19 protein-coding genes are annotated in these 17,260 nt (G+C 42.1%); 4 read left to right on the top strand and 15 right to left on the bottom strand.

What is annotated here, in order from left to right:
- Positions 1 to 6 precede the first annotated feature (6 nt).
- The 5 genes from EWV60_RS07730 to glyS form a co-directional block, all read right to left on the bottom strand.
- On the bottom strand, positions 7 to 192 hold the full coding sequence (locus tag EWV60_RS07730) for a hypothetical protein (RefSeq protein WP_287231736.1): 186 nt from the start codon (positions 190 to 192) through the stop codon (positions 7 to 9).
- The gene (locus tag EWV60_RS07725) at positions 189 to 1,613 is read right to left on the bottom strand and encodes an AAA family ATPase (RefSeq protein ID WP_287231735.1); all 1,425 of its coding nucleotides are present in this window, start codon (positions 1,611 to 1,613) and stop codon (positions 189 to 191) included. Before EWV60_RS07725 ends, EWV60_RS07730 begins: the two co-directional genes overlap by 4 nt.
- A 70-nt stretch (positions 1,614 to 1,683) precedes the next feature.
- The gene (gene bchI / locus EWV60_RS07720) at positions 1,684 to 2,757 is read right to left on the bottom strand and encodes a magnesium chelatase ATPase subunit I (RefSeq protein ID WP_002791921.1); all 1,074 of its coding nucleotides are present in this window, start codon (positions 2,755 to 2,757) and stop codon (positions 1,684 to 1,686) included.
- An 83-nt stretch (positions 2,758 to 2,840) separates the two neighbouring features.
- Positions 2,841 to 3,230, bottom strand: a complete 390-nt coding sequence (locus tag EWV60_RS07715) for a hypothetical protein (RefSeq protein WP_024969902.1) — start codon at positions 3,228 to 3,230, stop codon at positions 2,841 to 2,843.
- Position 3,231: 1 nt separating this feature from the next.
- Positions 3,232 to 5,361 carry a glycine--tRNA ligase subunit beta gene (glyS, locus tag EWV60_RS07710; protein ID WP_287231734.1) on the bottom strand — a complete coding sequence of 710 codons (2,130 nt, stop codon included), beginning with the start codon at positions 5,359 to 5,361 and terminating at the stop codon, positions 3,232 to 3,234.
- 132 nt (positions 5,362 to 5,493) lie between these two features.
- Between glyS and EWV60_RS07705 the strand changes: the two genes are divergently transcribed.
- Entirely contained in the window at positions 5,494 to 6,078 is a 585-nt protein-coding gene (locus EWV60_RS07705; RefSeq protein WP_287231733.1) for a MiaE family protein, read from the top strand.
- Positions 6,079 to 6,108: 30 nt separating this feature from the next.
- On the opposite strand, the gene EWV60_RS07700 is transcribed toward EWV60_RS07705, so the two are convergent.
- Both EWV60_RS07700 and EWV60_RS07695 read right to left on the bottom strand, forming a co-directional pair.
- A complete protein-coding gene (locus EWV60_RS07700; RefSeq protein ID WP_123230734.1) occupies positions 6,109 to 7,299 on the bottom strand; it encodes a GNAT family N-acetyltransferase in 1,191 nt (396 codons plus the stop codon).
- A gap of 36 nt (positions 7,300 to 7,335) precedes the next feature.
- On the bottom strand, positions 7,336 to 8,016 hold the full coding sequence (locus tag EWV60_RS07695; protein WP_287231732.1) for a RibD family protein: 681 nt from the start codon (positions 8,014 to 8,016) through the stop codon (positions 7,336 to 7,338).
- A gap of 91 nt (positions 8,017 to 8,107) precedes the next feature.
- On the opposite strand from EWV60_RS07695, the gene EWV60_RS07690 reads away from it, so the two are divergent.
- Positions 8,108 to 10,036: a sensor histidine kinase gene (locus EWV60_RS07690; RefSeq protein WP_287231731.1), complete on the top strand. Its 1,929-nt coding sequence runs from the start codon at positions 8,108 to 8,110 to the stop codon at positions 10,034 to 10,036.
- A gap of 41 nt (positions 10,037 to 10,077) precedes the next feature.
- Here EWV60_RS07690 and pheA read toward each other — a convergent pair whose 3' ends face one another.
- Both pheA and EWV60_RS07680 read right to left on the bottom strand, forming a co-directional pair.
- Entirely contained in the window at positions 10,078 to 10,932 is an 855-nt protein-coding gene (pheA, locus tag EWV60_RS07685; RefSeq protein ID WP_287231730.1) for a prephenate dehydratase, read from the bottom strand.
- A 55-nt stretch (positions 10,933 to 10,987) separates the two neighbouring features.
- Positions 10,988 to 11,395 carry a ribonuclease D gene (locus EWV60_RS07680; RefSeq protein WP_016516609.1) on the bottom strand — a complete coding sequence of 136 codons (408 nt, stop codon included), beginning with the start codon at positions 11,393 to 11,395 and terminating at the stop codon, positions 10,988 to 10,990.
- 18 nt (positions 11,396 to 11,413) lie between these two features.
- Here EWV60_RS07680 and EWV60_RS07675 point away from each other — a divergent pair, with 18 nt between their 5' ends.
- Positions 11,414 to 11,902 carry a universal stress protein gene (locus EWV60_RS07675; protein WP_002738803.1) on the top strand — a complete coding sequence of 163 codons (489 nt, stop codon included), beginning with the start codon at positions 11,414 to 11,416 and terminating at the stop codon, positions 11,900 to 11,902.
- Between the two features lie 13 nt (positions 11,903 to 11,915).
- On the opposite strand, the gene lepB is transcribed toward EWV60_RS07675, so the two are convergent.
- From lepB to EWV60_RS07645, 6 genes are all read right to left on the bottom strand, one after another.
- Positions 11,916 to 12,488 carry a signal peptidase I gene (lepB, locus tag EWV60_RS07670; protein ID WP_002754900.1) on the bottom strand — a complete coding sequence of 191 codons (573 nt, stop codon included), beginning with the start codon at positions 12,486 to 12,488 and terminating at the stop codon, positions 11,916 to 11,918.
- A complete protein-coding gene (gene mazG / locus EWV60_RS07665; protein ID WP_002738913.1) occupies positions 12,488 to 13,321 on the bottom strand; it encodes a nucleoside triphosphate pyrophosphohydrolase in 834 nt (277 codons plus the stop codon). Before mazG ends, lepB begins: the two co-directional genes overlap by 1 nt.
- Before the next feature lie 407 nt (positions 13,322 to 13,728).
- On the bottom strand, positions 13,729 to 14,100 hold the full coding sequence (locus EWV60_RS07660; RefSeq protein ID WP_002739421.1) for a hypothetical protein: 372 nt from the start codon (positions 14,098 to 14,100) through the stop codon (positions 13,729 to 13,731).
- 694 nt (positions 14,101 to 14,794) lie between these two features.
- Positions 14,795 to 15,196: a phosphomannose isomerase type II C-terminal cupin domain gene (locus EWV60_RS07655; protein ID WP_002738428.1), complete on the bottom strand. Its 402-nt coding sequence runs from the start codon at positions 15,194 to 15,196 to the stop codon at positions 14,795 to 14,797.
- A gap of 94 nt (positions 15,197 to 15,290) precedes the next feature.
- On the bottom strand, positions 15,291 to 15,587 hold the full coding sequence (gene gatC, locus EWV60_RS07650; RefSeq protein WP_002738949.1) for an Asp-tRNA(Asn)/Glu-tRNA(Gln) amidotransferase subunit GatC: 297 nt from the start codon (positions 15,585 to 15,587) through the stop codon (positions 15,291 to 15,293).
- Between the two features lie 145 nt (positions 15,588 to 15,732).
- On the bottom strand, positions 15,733 to 16,254 hold the full coding sequence (locus EWV60_RS07645) for a photosystem I assembly protein Ycf3 (RefSeq protein WP_016515872.1): 522 nt from the start codon (positions 16,252 to 16,254) through the stop codon (positions 15,733 to 15,735).
- A 449-nt stretch (positions 16,255 to 16,703) separates the two neighbouring features.
- Here EWV60_RS07645 and EWV60_RS07640 point away from each other — a divergent pair.
- A partial coding sequence (locus EWV60_RS07640; RefSeq protein WP_287231729.1) for an RNA-guided endonuclease InsQ/TnpB family protein occupies positions 16,704 to 17,260 on the top strand: 557 nt, incomplete at its 3' end.

The raw sequence follows: 17,260 nt of genomic DNA, 5'->3' as shown, positions 1-17,260 counted from the left end.
CTTAAACTAATAAAACGGAGAGGCTATGGCTTTAGAAACTTTCGGAATTTTTGGGTTAGAAGTATGTTGTCTTGGCATCTTGTCTGTTGATTTAGCATAAAGGGTAACGAAGAGCCATTCTAAAGCCTCTAGCCAACGAGCGGCATTTTTAGCTAATACGCGTGGCTCTGATATTCTGGTGACAGGAATCAAGATAAACGCTCCTCTAGTAAGGCATCAATTCGGGATTCTAAACTATTAGGTTGACTAATTTCGCCAAAGGGTTTAACTTCTCCAACAAATAATGACAGTTGTTCATATTCTTCCTTTTCTTCTGCTGCCAGATTTTTATTTTTACGATTTAGTTGGTGGTAACGCTTAATTTTATTTTCTGTCTCAGTGGGAAAGGTTGATTTCAAACCAAAAGCAGAACTTGTTAAAGTACGATCAACATTAGCCGCTAATTCTTTATAAGGAATTTCTACAATCTCTGATTCACCCTCTACCAGATCGATTCGTAGGGTTAAAGAATTTGGCCCTGCACCGGCAGCGATTAAAGGACTATGAGTAGCGACAAAGAATTGAAGCTTGGGAAAAACTTCCTGTAACCATCCAGCAATTTCCCTTTGCCAAGAAGGATGTAAATGAATATCTAACTCATCGATTAAGACGACTCCAGAAGCCTCTGTGGGGTTATCTAGATTGGGGAAGGATTGTAATAATCGCCAAATTAAATCTCCGGCTAAAGCAATCATACTCCGAAAACCATCGGATAAACTAATGGTTGGAACTTTTTGACCGTTAACTAGAAACTGAATCAAGGCATCGGCAGTTACTTCAGCAATTTCTACATTACCGGGTAACAGTTTAGTAATTGCTTCTTCGCCGATTTTTTTCATTTGTTTGGCTTGAATATCTTGGGGATTTTTGGCTATTCGATAATCTAAATGCACCATCCATCTCTCAAAAGAACTTAAAGATGTATCCTCATTAAATTGGCTGAAAAAGTTGCTAGAGCGTTGCGGGGGTTCAAGACTAGGAATAATCACTTGACTCACTCGTGTCAAACGACGGAAAGCTCCATAACCGACGGCAAACCAACCATGATTATCGGAGGCAAAAGCATTGGCTCGCAACCAACTTAAAATTTTAGTATTTTCTTCGATTAATGCTGGTTCTGTATAGGTTTGTTTGTCCTTACTGCCTCCTAACTCTAACCTTTCCTTGCCTGTAACAAAATAGGAATAAGCAAAAGTTTTTCGAGTTTTATCCGTACCAAATTTTCCCGCATCCCCATCTTCCTGATGAAGCACTGCGGTTAATTTACCCGGTGTCTTGGGATTACATATCCAACCGGTCGGACGGGGTAATAATTCTTTGGCTGCTTCTGGTCCTGCGAGCAGCAAAGCTAAAGCCTGTAAAATCGTGCTTTTTCCTACTCCATTTTCTCCTAATAAAGTGATCCAATGATAAGGTTTAGCGCGCCAATGACGTTGATTATTGGGATTACTAATAAATTTAATCTCTTGATTCTGGAAGCATTTAATGTTTTCGAGTTTTATACTTTCAACCCACATGGACATTCCCCCAGAGAATAACAGCGATCGATAAAATTCTAGCTTATTCGGCCACATCTAGCCCTTTTTGGTCTTCATCTCTAAATCCAGTCAAAAACCCTCTCTTCGGGGAGAGGGTGAATTAGATTTAGGAATTTTCCTCTAATCCAAAGACGCGATTAAAAGCTTTCAAGACTTTATAACCAGAATCGATCGATTCTAAGGGATCTTTCCGCAAACGGTGACGTAAACAGAGAACAATTACCCGACGGATATCATCTACCGTCACAGTGGTCCGTCCTTCCAAAGCGGCCAGAGCTTTAGCGGCGCGATTGGTAACGATATCGCCGCGCAATCCATCCACGTCTAACTCGGAACAAACCTCGGAAATTTTCACCCGCAGCTCATAATCAAGCTCCACGGAAGGCAAAAGATTCTGAGCCTCCACGAGCTTTCTTTGCAGTTCTTCCTGTTCTAAGTTATATTTCTCTAAAAACGAGAGGGGATTGCCATCAAATTCCGCACGCTGTTCCACGATTTTGACCCGTAGAGGTGGTTCTTTGACGGTGTGAATCTCGGCGTGCATTCCGAAGCGATCGAGCAGTTGTGGGCGCAATTCTCCCTCTTCTGGGTTGCCCGATCCCACCAAAACAAACCGGGCCGGGTGACGGATGGAAATTCCTTCCCGTTCCACCGTATTCCAACCACTAGCGGCCGAATCTAATAGCACATCGACGAGGTGGTCGTCAAGTAAATTGACTTCATCCACATAGAGAATGCCGCGATTAGCTTTGGCCAGCAAACCGGGTTCAAAAGCTTTTACCCCCTCTGACAGGGCCTTTTCGATGTCAATCGTGCCACAGACCCGATCCTCCGTCGCACCAAGGGGCAAATCTACCATAGTGACTTTTTTCTTGGCAATGGTCAACGGGATGGCCTCGTCCACCCTTTGCCGCACCTCATCGCTCATTAAATCGGGATCATTGGGGTCAGAATTAAAGGGATCGTTAGCAACTACGTCAATTTCTGGTAAAAGGTCGGCTAAAGCCCTAATTGTGGTCGATTTTCCCGTACCTCGATCTCCCATAATCATCACCCCGCCAATTTTGGGGTCGATGACGTTGAGCATTAGGGATAATTTCATTTCTTCCTGGCCGACAATAGCGGTGAAGGGAAAAACCACGCGGCGAGTTTTCGGAGGAGCTTGGGGAGTCACGGTCATAAGTGGATTCAAAAGTCAAGAGTTGTTGCGTAAAGAATTATATCTAGTGTGGGTTCTAGCCGTCAGCTTTCAGCAAAGCCTTATCATTGTAAGTCTTTTTCCCTGCTTTTTAAGATCCAGCGCCAGAGGGGATGACCCGGCCCTTTGGCCTGAATTTTCTGCACCCGTTGCTCTAAGCGCAGTTTTTCTCTGGGGGAAAGTCCTAAAATAATGTTGCGACTTTGCCAGACTAACACTGCTCCTGTAATGGCAAGACAAAAGGCTAGACCGATAGAAGGCCAGTAATTGAAAGCTAAAGCGTATCTAAGGGCTGTCCAAGTAAAATATTGCCGCATTAAGGCTATATCATCCCATAAAACCCATAAACTCGCCGAACCAATCACTAACCAACAACCCAACACAAATAACCAACGACCCCATACCGTCAGTCGATGTAATCTTTTGACCTGTTGCTGTAGTTCAAAATCGGCCATTTTAGTTGACAATTGCCCCAAAATCTGCTAGGACTCGGGCGTGATTTCGCAGTAAACCCAACAGATTTAAACGATTGCGACGGACAGATTCTTTTTCTGCCATGACTAACACACTATTTTCGCCATCAAAAAAGTCAGCCACCAGGGGAGAAATTGCTGTTAAAGCAGTGACGAGACGCTGATAATCTCTTTGCTCTCTTGCGCTGATAGTTTCGGGAATTAGGGCAATTAAAGCGTCATAAAATGCTGGTTCGGAGGATTGTTCAAATAACTCCGTATTGATGATTGCCTTGGCTTCTAGGGTAGTTGTATCTAAATCTCCTTTTTGTGCTAAACGGGTCGAGCGATTGACGGTTTCATAGATGTTGGCTAACTGACCATCCTGACGAATTTGGGATAAAAAGCGAGCGCGTTCACGGGTATCTAATAAATTTTCTAAAGCGCGAGACTTATACTCTGGATCGTTTTCCCCTAAAACTGCATTAACGAGATCATAATCTATCCTCAAATCATCACTTAAGAGAGTTTGCAGACGTTGTAAAAAGAAATCTTTAATCAGATTGGCTGGGTTAGGTTTATCGGGATGACTGGTGATAAAATCCTTAGCTATCTGCTCAATTAATGCCAAAAGATTGATATTAAAATCGGCTGACCAGATAATACTAATTATTGCATTGGCAGCCCGACGGAGAGCGAAGGGATCTGAGGAACCAGTGGGCAGCATTCCCAGTCCAAAAATACCGACTAAAGTATCTAATCGATCGGCAATTCCCACCACTTGACCGGTGATTGTTTCCGGGAGTATATCCCCAGAATTGCGAGGCAGATAATGTTCAAAAATGCCCCGGGCAACTACAGCCGATTCACCACTAATTAAAGCATATTTTTCGGCCATTACTCCCTGTAATTCGGGGAATTCGTAAACCATTTGGGTAACTAAATCCGCTTTACAAAGCATGGCAGTGGACTCTATATCACTGCGACTTTGTTCATCGAGATTTAACTGTTCGACGATCATCTGGGCAATTTCCATAATCCGATCGACTTTATCGCGCATGGTTCCCAATTCTTCTTGGAAAGTGACGGTTTCCAGTTGAGGAAGAAAACTATCTAAGGGTTCATCACAATCGGCAGTATAGAAAAATCTGGCATCGGCTAACCGTGCGCGGATAACCCTTTCATTTCCCGCGGAAATAATCTCAGATTTCTGGGGATCGCCATTAGAAATAGTAATAAAATAGGGTGACAAACCCTGGGGAGTTTTCACCGGGAAATAACGCTGATGTGTCACCATCACGGTAATAATTACTTCTGGGGGTAATTCCAGAAATTCTTCGTCAAATTTGCCGACAATTGCCGTGGGATATTCGACTAAGTTAGTCACTTCTGCTAATAAATCTGCGGGAATTTCTGCCACTCCCTCCAGTGTTTTGGCCAGGGTGGTAATCTGATCGGTAATTATCTGTTGACGCACTTGCGGATCCGCTTCCACAAAAATTGATCGCAAACTGGTTAAATATGCTTGGGGGTGACTAATGGCTAGGGATTGCGGGTGTAGAATGCGATGACCAAAAGTTAAGCGATCGCTGGTTAAAGTGGTAGAGCCATTAATTAATTCTAGGGGCAAAACTTCCCCATCCACTAAAGTTAATAACCAACGAATTGGCCGGGGAAATCTTAAATCTCCATCTCCCCAACGCATAAAACGTCTTCCTTCCAAACGAGTAATCCATTGGGGAATTAATTCAGTTAAAATCTCGGCTGTTTGACGACCCGGAATCGTTTTTTCAATATAGACAAATTCTCCTTTGTCTGTGGCACGAATGGAGAAAGCGTCGGTGCTAACTCCCTGTTTTCGAGCAAAACCCTCACCAGCGGGGGTAATTTGGCCATTTTTGTAGGCTGCACTAACTGGCGGTCCTTTGATCTCCTCGCTGCGAGCTTCTTGCTCCCTTGGTAATCCTGTGATTAACACGGCCAAACGGCGCGGGGTTCCGTAAACTTGAATAGCAGTAGCGTCCAGAGATTCCGTCTCTAAACTCTTGCTAACTCTTTCCCGCCATTGTGCGATCGCGCTATCGACAAAATCTGCGGGTAGTTCTTCTGTACCGACTTCAAGTAAAAAATCCATCTGATTGATTGGCCGTGTTTATGCTTCACCAATCATCTAGGCTATCACAGAAGCCGTGTCCTTAGTTTTTGACTGGTGTTGTTCGACTTTTTGGGTTAGGGTGAAAGATGCAGCAAATTGGAATCAGCGACGATGGGAAAGATTAATTTATTAGTCAGTGCCACCTCTGAGGATTGGATAGAACAGGCAATTAATAATTTAGGGATTATTCTGCTCGATCATTCCCATTGTGAGCGAAAAGCGGCAGGAGTGGCATTAAATCTCATGTTTCGTTATCCTTCCTACGCTTCCCTCGTGCGGAAATTAACGGCGATCGCACAAGAGGAATTAGAACATTTTGAACAGGTCAATCAATGGTTAGATAAATGGGGAATTCCCCTCGCTCCCTTAAATTCTCCCCCCTATGGTGCTAAATTGAAGGCCCAGATTCGTCACCAAGAACCCGATCGCCTTTTGGATTCTCTGTTAATATCAGCTTTAATTGAGGCGCGTTCCCACGAAAGATTAGGTTTATTGGCAGAATATTGTCCCGATCCCGATTTAGGCAAATTTTATCGCGGTTTAATGGCTTCCGAAGCGCGTCATTATGGTATTTATTGGCTATTAGCAGCGGATTATTTTGAACGGACAGTGATCGAGCAACGTTTAGAAACCCTAGCGGCGATCGAAAGTGAAATTCTCACTACTCTGCACCCGGAACCTCGTATTCATAGTTGATTGCACTAATAGGGACAAACCCTATCTAAATTACTCGTTCAACTCAATTTCTCTCTTAGAAAAGGGTAAATCTTGATTGATTGCATCAATTTCTTCCTGTTCCATTTGATTGATTTCCTGGATATAGTTGCGGAGAATTTGAGTCATTTTGCCATGATAAAAACGGTGTAAACTATGATTAGCAGTGGCAGGAAAACCCCGTCTTTTTTTATGTTGTCCTCCCGCACCCGGGTCAAACATGGTAATACCTTGACTAATTGCCCAATCGATCGGTTGATAGTAACAAGCTTCAAAATGTAAACAGTCATACTCTTGAAAACTGCCCCAGTAACGACCATAAAGATTAGTATCTTTGCGAATACAAAAAGATAAACCCACCGGTTTAGTATCCTTTTCATTTTGGTAGGCAGTAATCAAAACCACTCGCTGACGATAATTCGGATATAATTGTTCAAAAAATTTCTGTGTCAGATATTTACTTCCCCAGTAAAATTTATCACAGGTACTGCTATAAAACCGATAAATTAACGGGAATAAATGATGGGGAATTTCTTCGGCAGCCAGAGTTTTAATAATTAACCCCGCATTAGTCACCGCTTTCCGTTCCCGTTTAATATTGCGGCGTTGATTAGCATTAAAAACCGTCAGATAATCTTCAAAACTTTGAAAACCCTTGTTATTCCAGATATAACTATGGTGTAACCAGGGAGTAAAGCCCAAATTTTCCATTAAAATTCGCCATTGGGGATCCACAAAAAGAAAATGACAACCCGACAGATTATTTTGATCACAAAAATGATCAATAGCCGCTATCATTAAAGCAGTAATTTCCAGTTCATTTTCCCCCGGAGCAATTAAAAAACGATAACCTACCGCCGGAGTAAAAGGGGTCATTCCTAATAGTTTCGGATAGTACCTAATCCCCAAACGATGGGAAAGATCTGCCCATTGGTGGTCAAAGACAAATTCACCGTAACTATGACTTTTAATATACAAAGGAGCGGCGGCAATTAACTCAGTACCGCGCCAAACTGTGAGATGAGCAGGTTGCCACCCAGTGCGTCCCGTGGCGCTGCCAGAAGTTTCGATATTATGTAACCATTGCCACTCTAGAAAGGGAGTAGTTAGGGGTTGAGCGAGAGCATCCCATTTTTGTTGGGAAATCTCACTCATTTTATCAATCCAAGCGACAGAATATTGTGGTTTAAGCTGTTCTACCATGGGACAAGATAAGTCAAACTTTTTATTTAAGGTAATCTAGTTTTGAGATTTGTGGCAATCTCGTTCAAGGGAATAATGTAGGAAAATTTCGGCTTCCACGGTTTCCACGCTCAAAAGTCGTAATTTTCTGGCAGAATCTGCCAGAAATCCAGTTCCTCCCAGGGGAGTTGCCGCTTTATTGCCTCCTAACAGCAAAGGACAAATGGTTAGATAGATTTCATCGATTAAATCTTCAGCTAAAAGAGAGGCAATTAATTCACCTCCTCCCAGAATCGCCAGTTTTTTGATACCTAGGGCGGTAAATTGACTAAAAATAACCTTCCAATCACCGCAGACTAAGACAAGCTCAAATAAACCCCGATTTTCCCAGGCTGCCACTTTTTCAGCTGCCGTGATTAACCAGCGAGGAAAAGGCTGCTGAAAAAATTTCATCCGGGGATCAAGCAGTCCCGAATGAGAACAAACGATCTGTATCGGCTGCGGGGATAATCCCCGTTGTTGACGATAAGCGAGAAAATCGCCATGACGGATAGGAAGACTGGTGTGATAAGCGCGCAGGGTGTTAGCACCGAATAAAGCGGCATCCATGCGGGATAAATGTTGTTCTAGACGCATTTTATCGGTAGCAGAGGCAAATCTGGCCGCTGACTGGTAGGCGTCGGCAATTTTACCATCGGCACTCATGGCTAAAATAACGGTGGTGTGAGGATGATTCATAGTAAATGATGAGGGATATCACCAGGTCCGATTGGTGAATAGGCTAGTATAGTCTGGAGTTTGATAGCAAGAATCAAACCAATTTCCGCCCATGTCTATCGGTCAATCCTCCTTTCGTCGTATTCTGCTCTCTCGCTTACTCCTGGTTAGTGTTCCTGTACTACTAATGGGGGTTTATGTTACCTATCGTAAGGCGCGATCGGCTTTTTTGGAAACGGCCCGTCAAAATCTCACCGAAAGTGCCATCAGAAAAGCAGACAATATTGAGCAATCAATTCAACTTTTGCGGGCCAATCTGATCACTGCGGGGGAAAGTCTGGTTTTAAAACAGGGAACCTTAGCCGAAAAAGAAGCTTTTTTACAACAATTAACAGCGATGCTTCCTAATCAGATTAACTGTGTGGAATTAATTGATATTAAGACCAAGAAACCTTTATTAAATCGAGCCTGTGAACCAGAAATCCTCAAAATTTTGCCTCTGGAAAGATGGGCAGAAAAACGGAATAGCTTTGCTGGTAATATCGAGAATATTTTAGTTAAAAGTTTACCTAGAAAATTTCTAATTAAATCTCCCGATAACAATCGTCAATTAGAATTAGTCTTTGCCGTTCCCATCTACGACAATCAAGGACAATTACAATCTGGTCTGATTTTACAAACTTCTCTACTTTACGCTGAGAAGGTTTTACCCGGTTCTTTGTCAGGTTATCCCGTGGTTATTTCTGAAAATGGCATTATTCTCGCTCATCCCTATTTTCATCGCATTGGTAGCCATATCAGTCAAGAAGCTGATGCGGAACGTCTCAATCTGATCATCGATAATGCTGTTAGAGGTCGACGGAGATTTCTCCATTTATTTTCTTTCGAGAAATATGGCAAAGAATTAGTCGCTGGTTACAGTTCCCTCCCCAGTCCAGTTGCGGGAGAATCATCCCAAAAATGGGTAGTTTTAGCCATTAGTTCTCTCTCCCAAGCTCTGGCTCCTCTACAACAAATTTGGGAGGCAATTTTTTATCTAATTTCTGGTTTATTATTAGCTTATTTAGTAGCTATTGTACTTATTGCTAGGGATTTAGCTAGACCTTTAGAAAAACTGCGAGATTATGCCTTAAATATTCAGAAAATTCCTTCCCAAAAGATTAGACCACAAAATTTTAATATTAGAGAAATTAATCAGTTAGCCTCGTCCCTAGAGGAAATGCTCGAACGTTTACGTCTTTGGGGAGAGGAAATAGTTAAGAGTTGGCAAGAAGCGGAAAATGCTAATCAATTAAAAAACCAATTTTTGGCGAATACTTCCCACGAATTACGCACCCCTCTCAATGGTATTATTGGCTCAATTCGTTGCGTTATGGATGGATTTTGTAACAGTGAAGAGGAAGAAAAAGAATATTTGCAACAAGCGGATAAGGCAGCCGTACATCTTTTGGAAATTATTGATGATATTCTCAGTATTGCTAAAATAGAAGCAGGCAAACTTTCCGTTAATCCTGAACCAGTAGATTTACACCAAATTATCAATGAAGTTATTAATTTACAAACAGCATCGCTGCAGGGTAAGCACTTAAAATTAAATTTGCTTTTCTGTCCAGAAAATCCGATAGTCTATGCTGATCCCACTAAATTAAAACAGGTAATTTTGAATGTTATTTCTAACTCAATTAAATTTACCGAGACGGGAACTATTTCTCTGATAACTCACTTAGAATATCCACAGGCTATTATCACTATAATCGATACAGGAATCGGTATCGACCCCCAGCAGCAATTAAAATTATTCCGTCCTTTTGTGATGATTGATGGTTCCACAACTAGAAAATTTAGCGGTACGGGTTTAGGATTAGCTATTTCTAAGAATTTTATGAAAATAATGGGGGGAGATATTACTATCTCTAGTCAAGGTCAAGGTTTAGGAACAACTGTAGAAATTATTCTTCCTCTGGTGGGGGAAAGAAAGCTTGATTTTACCCCACCAGAGGAAAACTCATCTTTGCCGATTCTTCCTTCTCTTAAAAGCTAAAATATCTCTATTTAACTACTGTAATTTATGAGGAATTTAGTTTATAATTCCTCTAAACTTTCTACGGGTAAATTAACCACCTGATAAGCACCAAAAACCTCTATCGCATCGGTATAATTTGTTAATTCTTCTAAAGTTTCTGCGATTAAATGCTGTTGATCCAGATTAATTTCTAGATCAATAAAAAATATGTATTCCCCTAAAGATCGTTTAGTTGGTCGCGATTCAATCCGAGATAAATTAAGCTGACGTTTGGCAAAAACTTCTAAAGGTTTGACTAAAGCACCGGGTTGATCTAAAACTTGAAAAGCGAGGGACATTCGCTCTCCTTGAGGATGGGAAGTTAAAGCCATTACCCAAAAACGGGTACAATTATCGGGATAATCATTAATTGGTTGTGTTAATATTGGTACATGATAGAGTTTTGCTGCTCGGGGGGAAGCAATAGCGGCCGAATTAGCCTCTCGATCGAGAATTTGAATCGCTTCTGTGGTAGAATTGGTGGGAATAATCGGCACGTTAGGTAAATTATTTTCTAGCCATTTTTGACATTGAGCTAAAGCTTGGGGATGGGAATAAACGGTTTTAATTTCTGTTAGCGATTGTTGAGGAGATAGAAGTGCATGGGAAATCGGTAAAACTAATTCTTGTTGAATCTGTAACCTGGGTAATTGCCATAAAGCATCAAGAGTCATTACCACACTTCCTTCGGTGGAATTTTCCACCGGAACCACTGCTAAATCGGCCTGATTTTGGACAACCGATCGCAGGGACAGGGCAATGCTAGGATAGGGTATTAATTGATGAGGCTGGGGTGGTAAACTGTTAGCATAGGCTAAAGCGGCTGTTTCTGAATAGGTTCCCACTGGCCCCAGATAAGCGATCTTTACAGTCATTTAGATTATCCCCGCAAGCAATTTTTTCTAGCTATTACAGCCTTTCTCATAAATATCAAGTATAACCTAATTCAGCCAGCGTTTTCAGTTGATAATTGGGTAAAGGAGCAATATAGTAGGGAACCTTTTTAGCTAACTCTAGGGTACAGGTAATTTTTTTAACTTTGCTTTTACCGCCCAAAAATTTACAATCATAAGTAGCATTGTGAAAAACCTTTTCTATCCGGTCAACCAACAGTATTTTAGTGATAAAATAGTCAGTACGATCCAGTCGTTCGAGAACATCCAAAATTGTCACCCGCTCCCCCGTTAAATCCGTGGAATCAGCCAGAATTTGAATCAGAGACAAACGGGGAGTCTTGCTATCGTAATCGGCCACTTCCTTATCTAACCAAAGAATGGGAAAATGAGAAAAGTGATCGATCGCATTCCTAATAGCGTCGGATTCCGTTAAATAAGGCATGGTTGCAGAGGCTGAAAAATGTATCAAAAAATCTTGATAGCAGTAGATTTGTCGGAGATGGGGGAGAGTGTCTTTAAGGAGGCTGTATCCTTAGCCAGTAAGTACGAAGCTAACCTCCTACTACTGCACGTCCTTTCTCCTGAAGAAGATTATAGCCCTTTACCGATTCCGCCCAACTTAGCCGATATTTACCCCGCCCAGGGTAATGATCTGACTCTTGATTTTTGGCGGCAACAATGGGAAGAATTTGAGCAGAAAGGGTTGGCAATGTTGCAAAAAAGAGCTAATCAAGCGGGAGAAATGGGTGTAAAGGGAGAATACCGGCAAATTTATGGTCATGCCGCCAAAACTATCTGTAAAGTGGCGCGAGAGGAAAATATTGATTTAATTGTTATCGGTCGGCGTGGGCGATCGGGTCTAGGAGAGTTATTCTTAGGTAGTGTGAGTAATTATGTTCTCCATCATGCCCCCTGTTCCGTCTTAATTGTTCAACATCCTCAGGACTAAAAATTCCTGTTAGCTATTCCCCCCCTAAAATCCCCAAACGATTAAAAGGAAAAAAGCGAAAAACCGCCCTACCAATCACGTTATTTTCCGGTAAAAACCCCCAGATATGGGAGTCATTGCTATTATTGCGATTATCTCCCATGACAAATAAGTTATTTTCCGGCACGAGCAAAGGCATTAAATTATATTGAGGGGATTCTAGAATATAATCCTCTGCCAAGGGTTGATTATTCAGATAAATTTTGCCCTCCTTGACAGCAATCACATCCCCTGGGGTGGCAATCACTCTTTTAATAAAAGCTTGGTCCTTTTGATATCCCTGTAATTGTAATTGTGCCGGCGGTTCAAAGACGACGATATCCCCCCGTCGAGGGGGATGGAAATCGTAGGAAAGTTTTTCCACCACTAAGCGATCGCCCTGTTCTAAAGTGGGTAACATAGAATCAGAGGGGATAAAACGAGGTTCAGCCACAAAAGTGCGAATCAATAGGGCTAAAACTAAAGCTATAGTGATAATTTGCAGATTTTCTCGAATAGAAGCCCAAAAACTCTTGGATTTGTCCTTATTAATTTCTTGCTCTTGCATTATTGCCCAGATGATGGTTGGTTTAACTTAGCTTTCGCTTGCTGCCAGAAAACTGTTAATTCCTCTAGTGTATAGTCATGGAGAGGCTTTTCTGCCACGGATTCCACTAGGGAAAAACGTTGAATAAAACGCAGATTAGTCTCTTGTAAAGCGATACTGGGGTCTAAATCATACCAGCGAGCAAGATTGACAATAGTAAAGAGTAAATCGCCTAATTCTGCCTGTTGATGCTCTTTATCGTCCGATTCTAGGGACTCTTGCCATTCTGCTAACTCTTCGCCAAATTTTTCCCAGACTCCCGCGATATTTTCCCAATCAAAACCGACTCGCGCTGCTTGCCGAGAAATTTTCATCGCCCCGATCAAGGGTGGTAAAGTTTGGGCATAACGGGTTAATTTGCCGCTAATAGTCGGGTCATTTTTTTCCTCAGCTTTGATTTTCTCCCAATTTTGACGCACCTGTTCGGGATTTTCTAGGGATAGCTCCCCAAAAACGTGGGGATGACGACGAATTAATTTATCAGTGATGCCCCTAGCCACTTCTTCTAGGCTAAAATTACCCTCATCACTGGCAATTTGAGCTTGTAAAACCACCTGTAGCAGTAAATCGCCTAATTCCTCGGCAATGGCAGTTTTATCACCACTTTTAATCGCTGCTACCACCTCATAAGCTTCCTCGATAACGTAGGGAATTAGGGTTTCCGGGGTTTGCGCTAAATCCCAAGGACAGCCGCTTTCTGGGTCTCGTAAACGGGCAACAACGCTGATTAAATGGTTTAATGCCGCTAAGATGGCCTTGTAACTGGGATTGTCGGTTTCTGGAAGGCTAGACATCGATTTTTTCCGGTTTTCTCGCCCATTATACCAGTTAGTTATCAGTTATCAGTTATCAGTTATCAGTTATCAGTTATCAGTTATCAGATGTGAGTTTTCAGTTCACTAATCACTGTTTACCGATCACAGCAAAAAAGCTCTCATCTCCCTATCTTCCTAATATTCAGTCACAGCTTTTCTCATAATAGATGAAGTTTAACCTAATTTGATTGAAGACCTACCCCCCAAAACGAAAACTTCGTACCTCACCATTCAGATAACTGCTTTAGCTCAATAACAATGAAAAAACCCGGTTTCACCGGGTTGCACTAGCTTGGAGTGTGTATAATCAACCGATAAGGCAGTTGAAAACTTAAATAAATCTAAATAGAAAAAAGGTAAGCAATTCCGCTGTAAGAGAATCAGATTTAATGAATCATCCCGCAAGTTAGGGGACAAGAAGCATAAACAGCTTGATGAGAGGTTTTTACCTCACCGTGTAACCAGTGCAGCCAGCTAACTTCATGGGGATGAACACCTTTTGCTGCTAACAAAGCGGCACTAATTAGGATAGCCAAAATGTTAATACCAATAATCATTCCTGCCACTAAAAGCACGGAACTAACCGGTAAAACTGACTGTAAGATAATCGCAGACAATGCCCCCACTGTCATCATTAATACTACTAAAGGAAATCCCACTACTAATAAACAGACAGTGAGGACGAAACTCCAGAGAAGAAAGCTTTTTAGCATTGCTAAAGAAACGTGGCCCCAGTTATTTCTTGCGGTTAATTGCATCTTCCTGACCTCTTACAAACTTGGTGGTCTAACTTTTCTGCACGTCGGCTCAAAGTTGATGAAAACCAGTATAGGAAAAACACCGAAGAAAATGAGCTATTCGCAATATAAATTTACAATCATCGCCGATCATCTATGTTATATGTATCGAACTATTACAAAAATCGCCAAGAGGTATCGAAAACTTTACAATCGGTTTCCCTTGATCCCCAATCCAGTTTCCTACTGAAATCCTTGATCCCCGTCGATAATCCTTTCTTGTCTCCCTGTCCTCAGATTTTTCCGCGTCTCTTTGTAACAAATCTTTACAAGTACCTCTAGAATTCTCAGAAAATAGGTGGACGACAGTAACCAGTAATCAGTCACCAGCAATCAGTAAACTGAAAACTCGCACTTGTCACAGAATTGACATCCGGCTGTTATAGTCCTGACAAATGAGAGTTATATGCTAAAGTTAATCCAGCAAAGGAATAAATTATTTCCCCTAGCCCAGCTTTCCTCAAGCTTCCCACACAGGGTCTAGGGGAAGTTTATTTTTCTGCCCATGAGGAAAACCGCTACCTGGCCCGAAAAGAAAATTTTTCTAGAAATTGACAAGCCTTGACAGCAGGGAAGACAGTCAGACAGACTAAACTAAAAAGGTTTTTGGAGCGAAAATATAGTTTCTTGCCTTTCTGTCCCCCTAAAAGCAGTCTTAGCTCTGGTGACGAGCATAATCATCCTGAAAACGCACTATATCATCCTCTCCTAAATATTCCCCATTCTGCACTTCAATTAATACCAATTTGATTACCCCGGGGTTTTCCAGACGGTGAGCGGTACACTGCGGCACATAGGTGGACTGATTAGCACCGAGAATTTCCTCGTTATCTCCACAGGTGACTTTTGCCGTCCCCGAAACGACAATCCAATGTTCACTGCGATGGTAGTGCATCTGTAAACTGAGACGATGACCCGGATTCACTTCAATCCGCTTGATTTTATAACCGGGCCCCTCTTCTAGGGTGGTGAAGGAACCCCAGGGCCTAAATTCTGTTGCCGCCGATTCTACGCTCGAAATAAGCTGAAATGGTGCCACATCTTGGGCTGCGATCATTATATTATGTCTCCATTGCTAGGTCTGATCTTAGTCCAAGATAGCAGCAAAAACCCTAGATGGCATCTAAGTCAGTGATCAACTGCTCACTGATTCACTCTTCGTCGCTGTTGAGAATACGGGGAACCCGGAAATAATCTCCTTCCGGGACCGGCGATTCCTGCACTAAGACCTCGTGATCGCGATAAAGTCTATTACTATCAGCGCGAGTGATATTTTGAATTTCGATCGCTCGCGTGGTGGGTGGCACATTTTCCGTGTCTAATTCGCTTAACTGCTCGAAATAATCCAGTATCCCGCTTAATTGCCCCGCAAATTGTTCTTCTTCAGCGTTGGTAATCTCTAAACGGGCTAAATGGGCGATTTTTTCAACTGTAGCTCGATCGATCATGGGAAAAATGGGGTGTAGGGTGTAGGGTGTAGGGTGTGGGGTGTGGGGTGTAGGGTGTGGGGTGTGGAGTGTGGGGAGAATAAATAAAAATAATCTCCCGTCTCCCGTCTCCCGTCTCCTAACGACCGACGAGCGACTCCTCAATTTAAAAGAAAACATCAATTTCCGAGCGCCCGGTAATTTTCAGCCAGTTTTGGGCTTCAATGTAGTTATTGGGGGCTAATCGGATGGCTTGTTTCCAGTATTCTGCCGCTTTGTCGTAGAGTGCTTCTGCTTCGGCCTGTTGTCCGTCTTCTCTGGCTTTTTCCCCTTGAAAATGGTAAATAACAGCGATATTATTCAAGGCGGAGGGCATTCTGGGATTAAGTTGGATAGCTTCTTCGTAGTATTCTAAGGCCTTTTGATGCTCGCCGTTACTAGCGTGGATAATGCCGATATTGTAGAGGATATAACTGCGATCATTAGGATCCTCTTCTAATGTTAAAGCTTCATAGTAATTATCGAGGGCTTCGGCGTATTCACCGTCAGCTTGGGCAGACATCCCATCGCGATAATAAACAAAGGCTTCCTTGGCTTTTTTATCGGCGGGGAGCATCTTTAAAATGATATCCGCCATGACGGTAAAGGATTTATCAATAAAATTATCGTTACGTTGAGTGCGTGGCATAGTTAGGACGAGTAGGCGATCAAAATGACTATTTCCTTTATAGCACTCGCGAGAAACCCCAGGGCTGTTTTTCCAATTTTTCTGGCCACAGGTTCCATTGAAGGGATCTTGGCTGCCCCAACGGCGAACATTGGTTTTCCAGTCAAAAAATTCCCCTTGGCAAGGGGTAATTATGGCCCTTACTAAGTTTTTATCCCTTGTGTCCCGATTGAGAAAATGTCAAATCTGCTAGGGACGGGCTACAGTTCCTTGAATTTCGCTGCCACCCTTATTGATTGCTCCAACGACCATTGACGTAACTTTACCTAATATCTAGATTTCTCCCTGTTGGTTGCTTTAAGTGAGTAGATTGGTTTCATCGAAAATTTGGGTCTGAAACCCCGTCGTTCTACGACGGCTTTACTGTTAAATATGAGCACATTTACGAAATATATGCTAAAATGTGAGACATGGAAAAAGCCTATTCTTACCGATTTTACCCAACACCAGAACAAGAGTCGCTATTGCGGCGCACTTTGGGCTGTGTAAGATTAGTTTACAACAAAGCTCTCCACGAACGAACACAAGCTTGGTATGAAAGACAAGAAAGAGTAGGATATGCTGAAACTTCTTCAATGCTAACCGAGTGGAAAAAACAAGAAGAATTAAACTTTCTCAATGAAGTTAGCTGTGTACCTTTACAACAAGGGTTAAGACATTTACAAACAGCTTTTACTACTTTCTTTACTGGTCGTACTAAGTATCCTAACTTTAAGAAAAAACATCAGGGAGGAAGTGCCGAATTTACTAAGTCTGCTTTTAAATTCAAAGACAGACAAATCTATTTAGCCAAATGCACAGAACCTTTACCTATTCGATGGTCAAGACAAATACCAGAAAGCTGTGACCCAAGCACAGTAACAGTCAGATTACATCCCTCAGGACGTTGGCATATCTCAATAAGATTTGATGACCCAACGATTAAGCCTTTACCAGTAACAGATAAAGCCATCGGAATTGACTTAGG

It is taken from the genome of Microcystis sp. Msp_OC_L_20101000_S702 (assembly GCF_007095705.1).
Taxonomy (GTDB): Bacteria; Cyanobacteriota; Cyanobacteriia; order Cyanobacteriales; family Microcystaceae; genus Microcystis; species Microcystis ichthyoblabe_A.
The sequence above is the reverse complement of the archived record's forward strand: the minus strand, read 5'-3'. Positions and strand labels throughout refer to the sequence as shown.

Bases quoted from the DNA above. Each gene is read 5' to 3' on its own strand.
- EWV60_RS07725 (WP_287231735.1), bottom strand. From the start codon at position 1,613: ATGTGGCCGAATAAGCTAGAATTTTATCGATCGCTGTTATTCTCTGGG.
- bchI (WP_002791921.1), bottom strand. From the start codon at position 2,757: ATGACCGTGACTCCCCAAGCTCCTCCGAAAACTCGCCGCGTGGTTTTT.
- EWV60_RS07715 (WP_024969902.1), bottom strand. From the start codon at position 3,230: ATGGCCGATTTTGAACTACAGCAACAGGTCAAAAGATTACATCGACTG.
- glyS (WP_287231734.1), bottom strand. From the start codon at position 5,361: ATGGATTTTTTACTTGAAGTCGGTACAGAAGAACTACCCGCAGATTTT.
- EWV60_RS07705 (WP_287231733.1), top strand. From the start codon at position 5,494: ATGGGAAAGATTAATTTATTAGTCAGTGCCACCTCTGAGGATTGGATA.
- EWV60_RS07700 (WP_123230734.1), bottom strand. From the start codon at position 7,299: ATGGTAGAACAGCTTAAACCACAATATTCTGTCGCTTGGATTGATAAA.
- EWV60_RS07695 (WP_287231732.1), bottom strand. From the start codon at position 8,016: ATGAATCATCCTCACACCACCGTTATTTTAGCCATGAGTGCCGATGGT.
- EWV60_RS07690 (WP_287231731.1), top strand. From the start codon at position 8,108: ATGTCTATCGGTCAATCCTCCTTTCGTCGTATTCTGCTCTCTCGCTTA.
- pheA (WP_287231730.1), bottom strand. From the start codon at position 10,932: ATGACTGTAAAGATCGCTTATCTGGGGCCAGTGGGAACCTATTCAGAA.
- EWV60_RS07680 (WP_016516609.1), bottom strand. From the start codon at position 11,395: ATGCCTTATTTAACGGAATCCGACGCTATTAGGAATGCGATCGATCAC.
- EWV60_RS07675 (WP_002738803.1), top strand. From the start codon at position 11,414: ATGTATCAAAAAATCTTGATAGCAGTAGATTTGTCGGAGATGGGGGAG.
- lepB (WP_002754900.1), bottom strand. From the start codon at position 12,488: ATGCAAGAGCAAGAAATTAATAAGGACAAATCCAAGAGTTTTTGGGCT.
- mazG (WP_002738913.1), bottom strand. From the start codon at position 13,321: ATGTCTAGCCTTCCAGAAACCGACAATCCCAGTTACAAGGCCATCTTA.
- EWV60_RS07660 (WP_002739421.1), bottom strand. From the start codon at position 14,100: ATGCAATTAACCGCAAGAAATAACTGGGGCCACGTTTCTTTAGCAATG.
- EWV60_RS07655 (WP_002738428.1), bottom strand. From the start codon at position 15,196: ATGATCGCAGCCCAAGATGTGGCACCATTTCAGCTTATTTCGAGCGTA.
- gatC (WP_002738949.1), bottom strand. From the start codon at position 15,587: ATGATCGATCGAGCTACAGTTGAAAAAATCGCCCATTTAGCCCGTTTA.
- EWV60_RS07645 (WP_016515872.1), bottom strand. From the start codon at position 16,254: ATGCCACGCACTCAACGTAACGATAATTTTATTGATAAATCCTTTACC.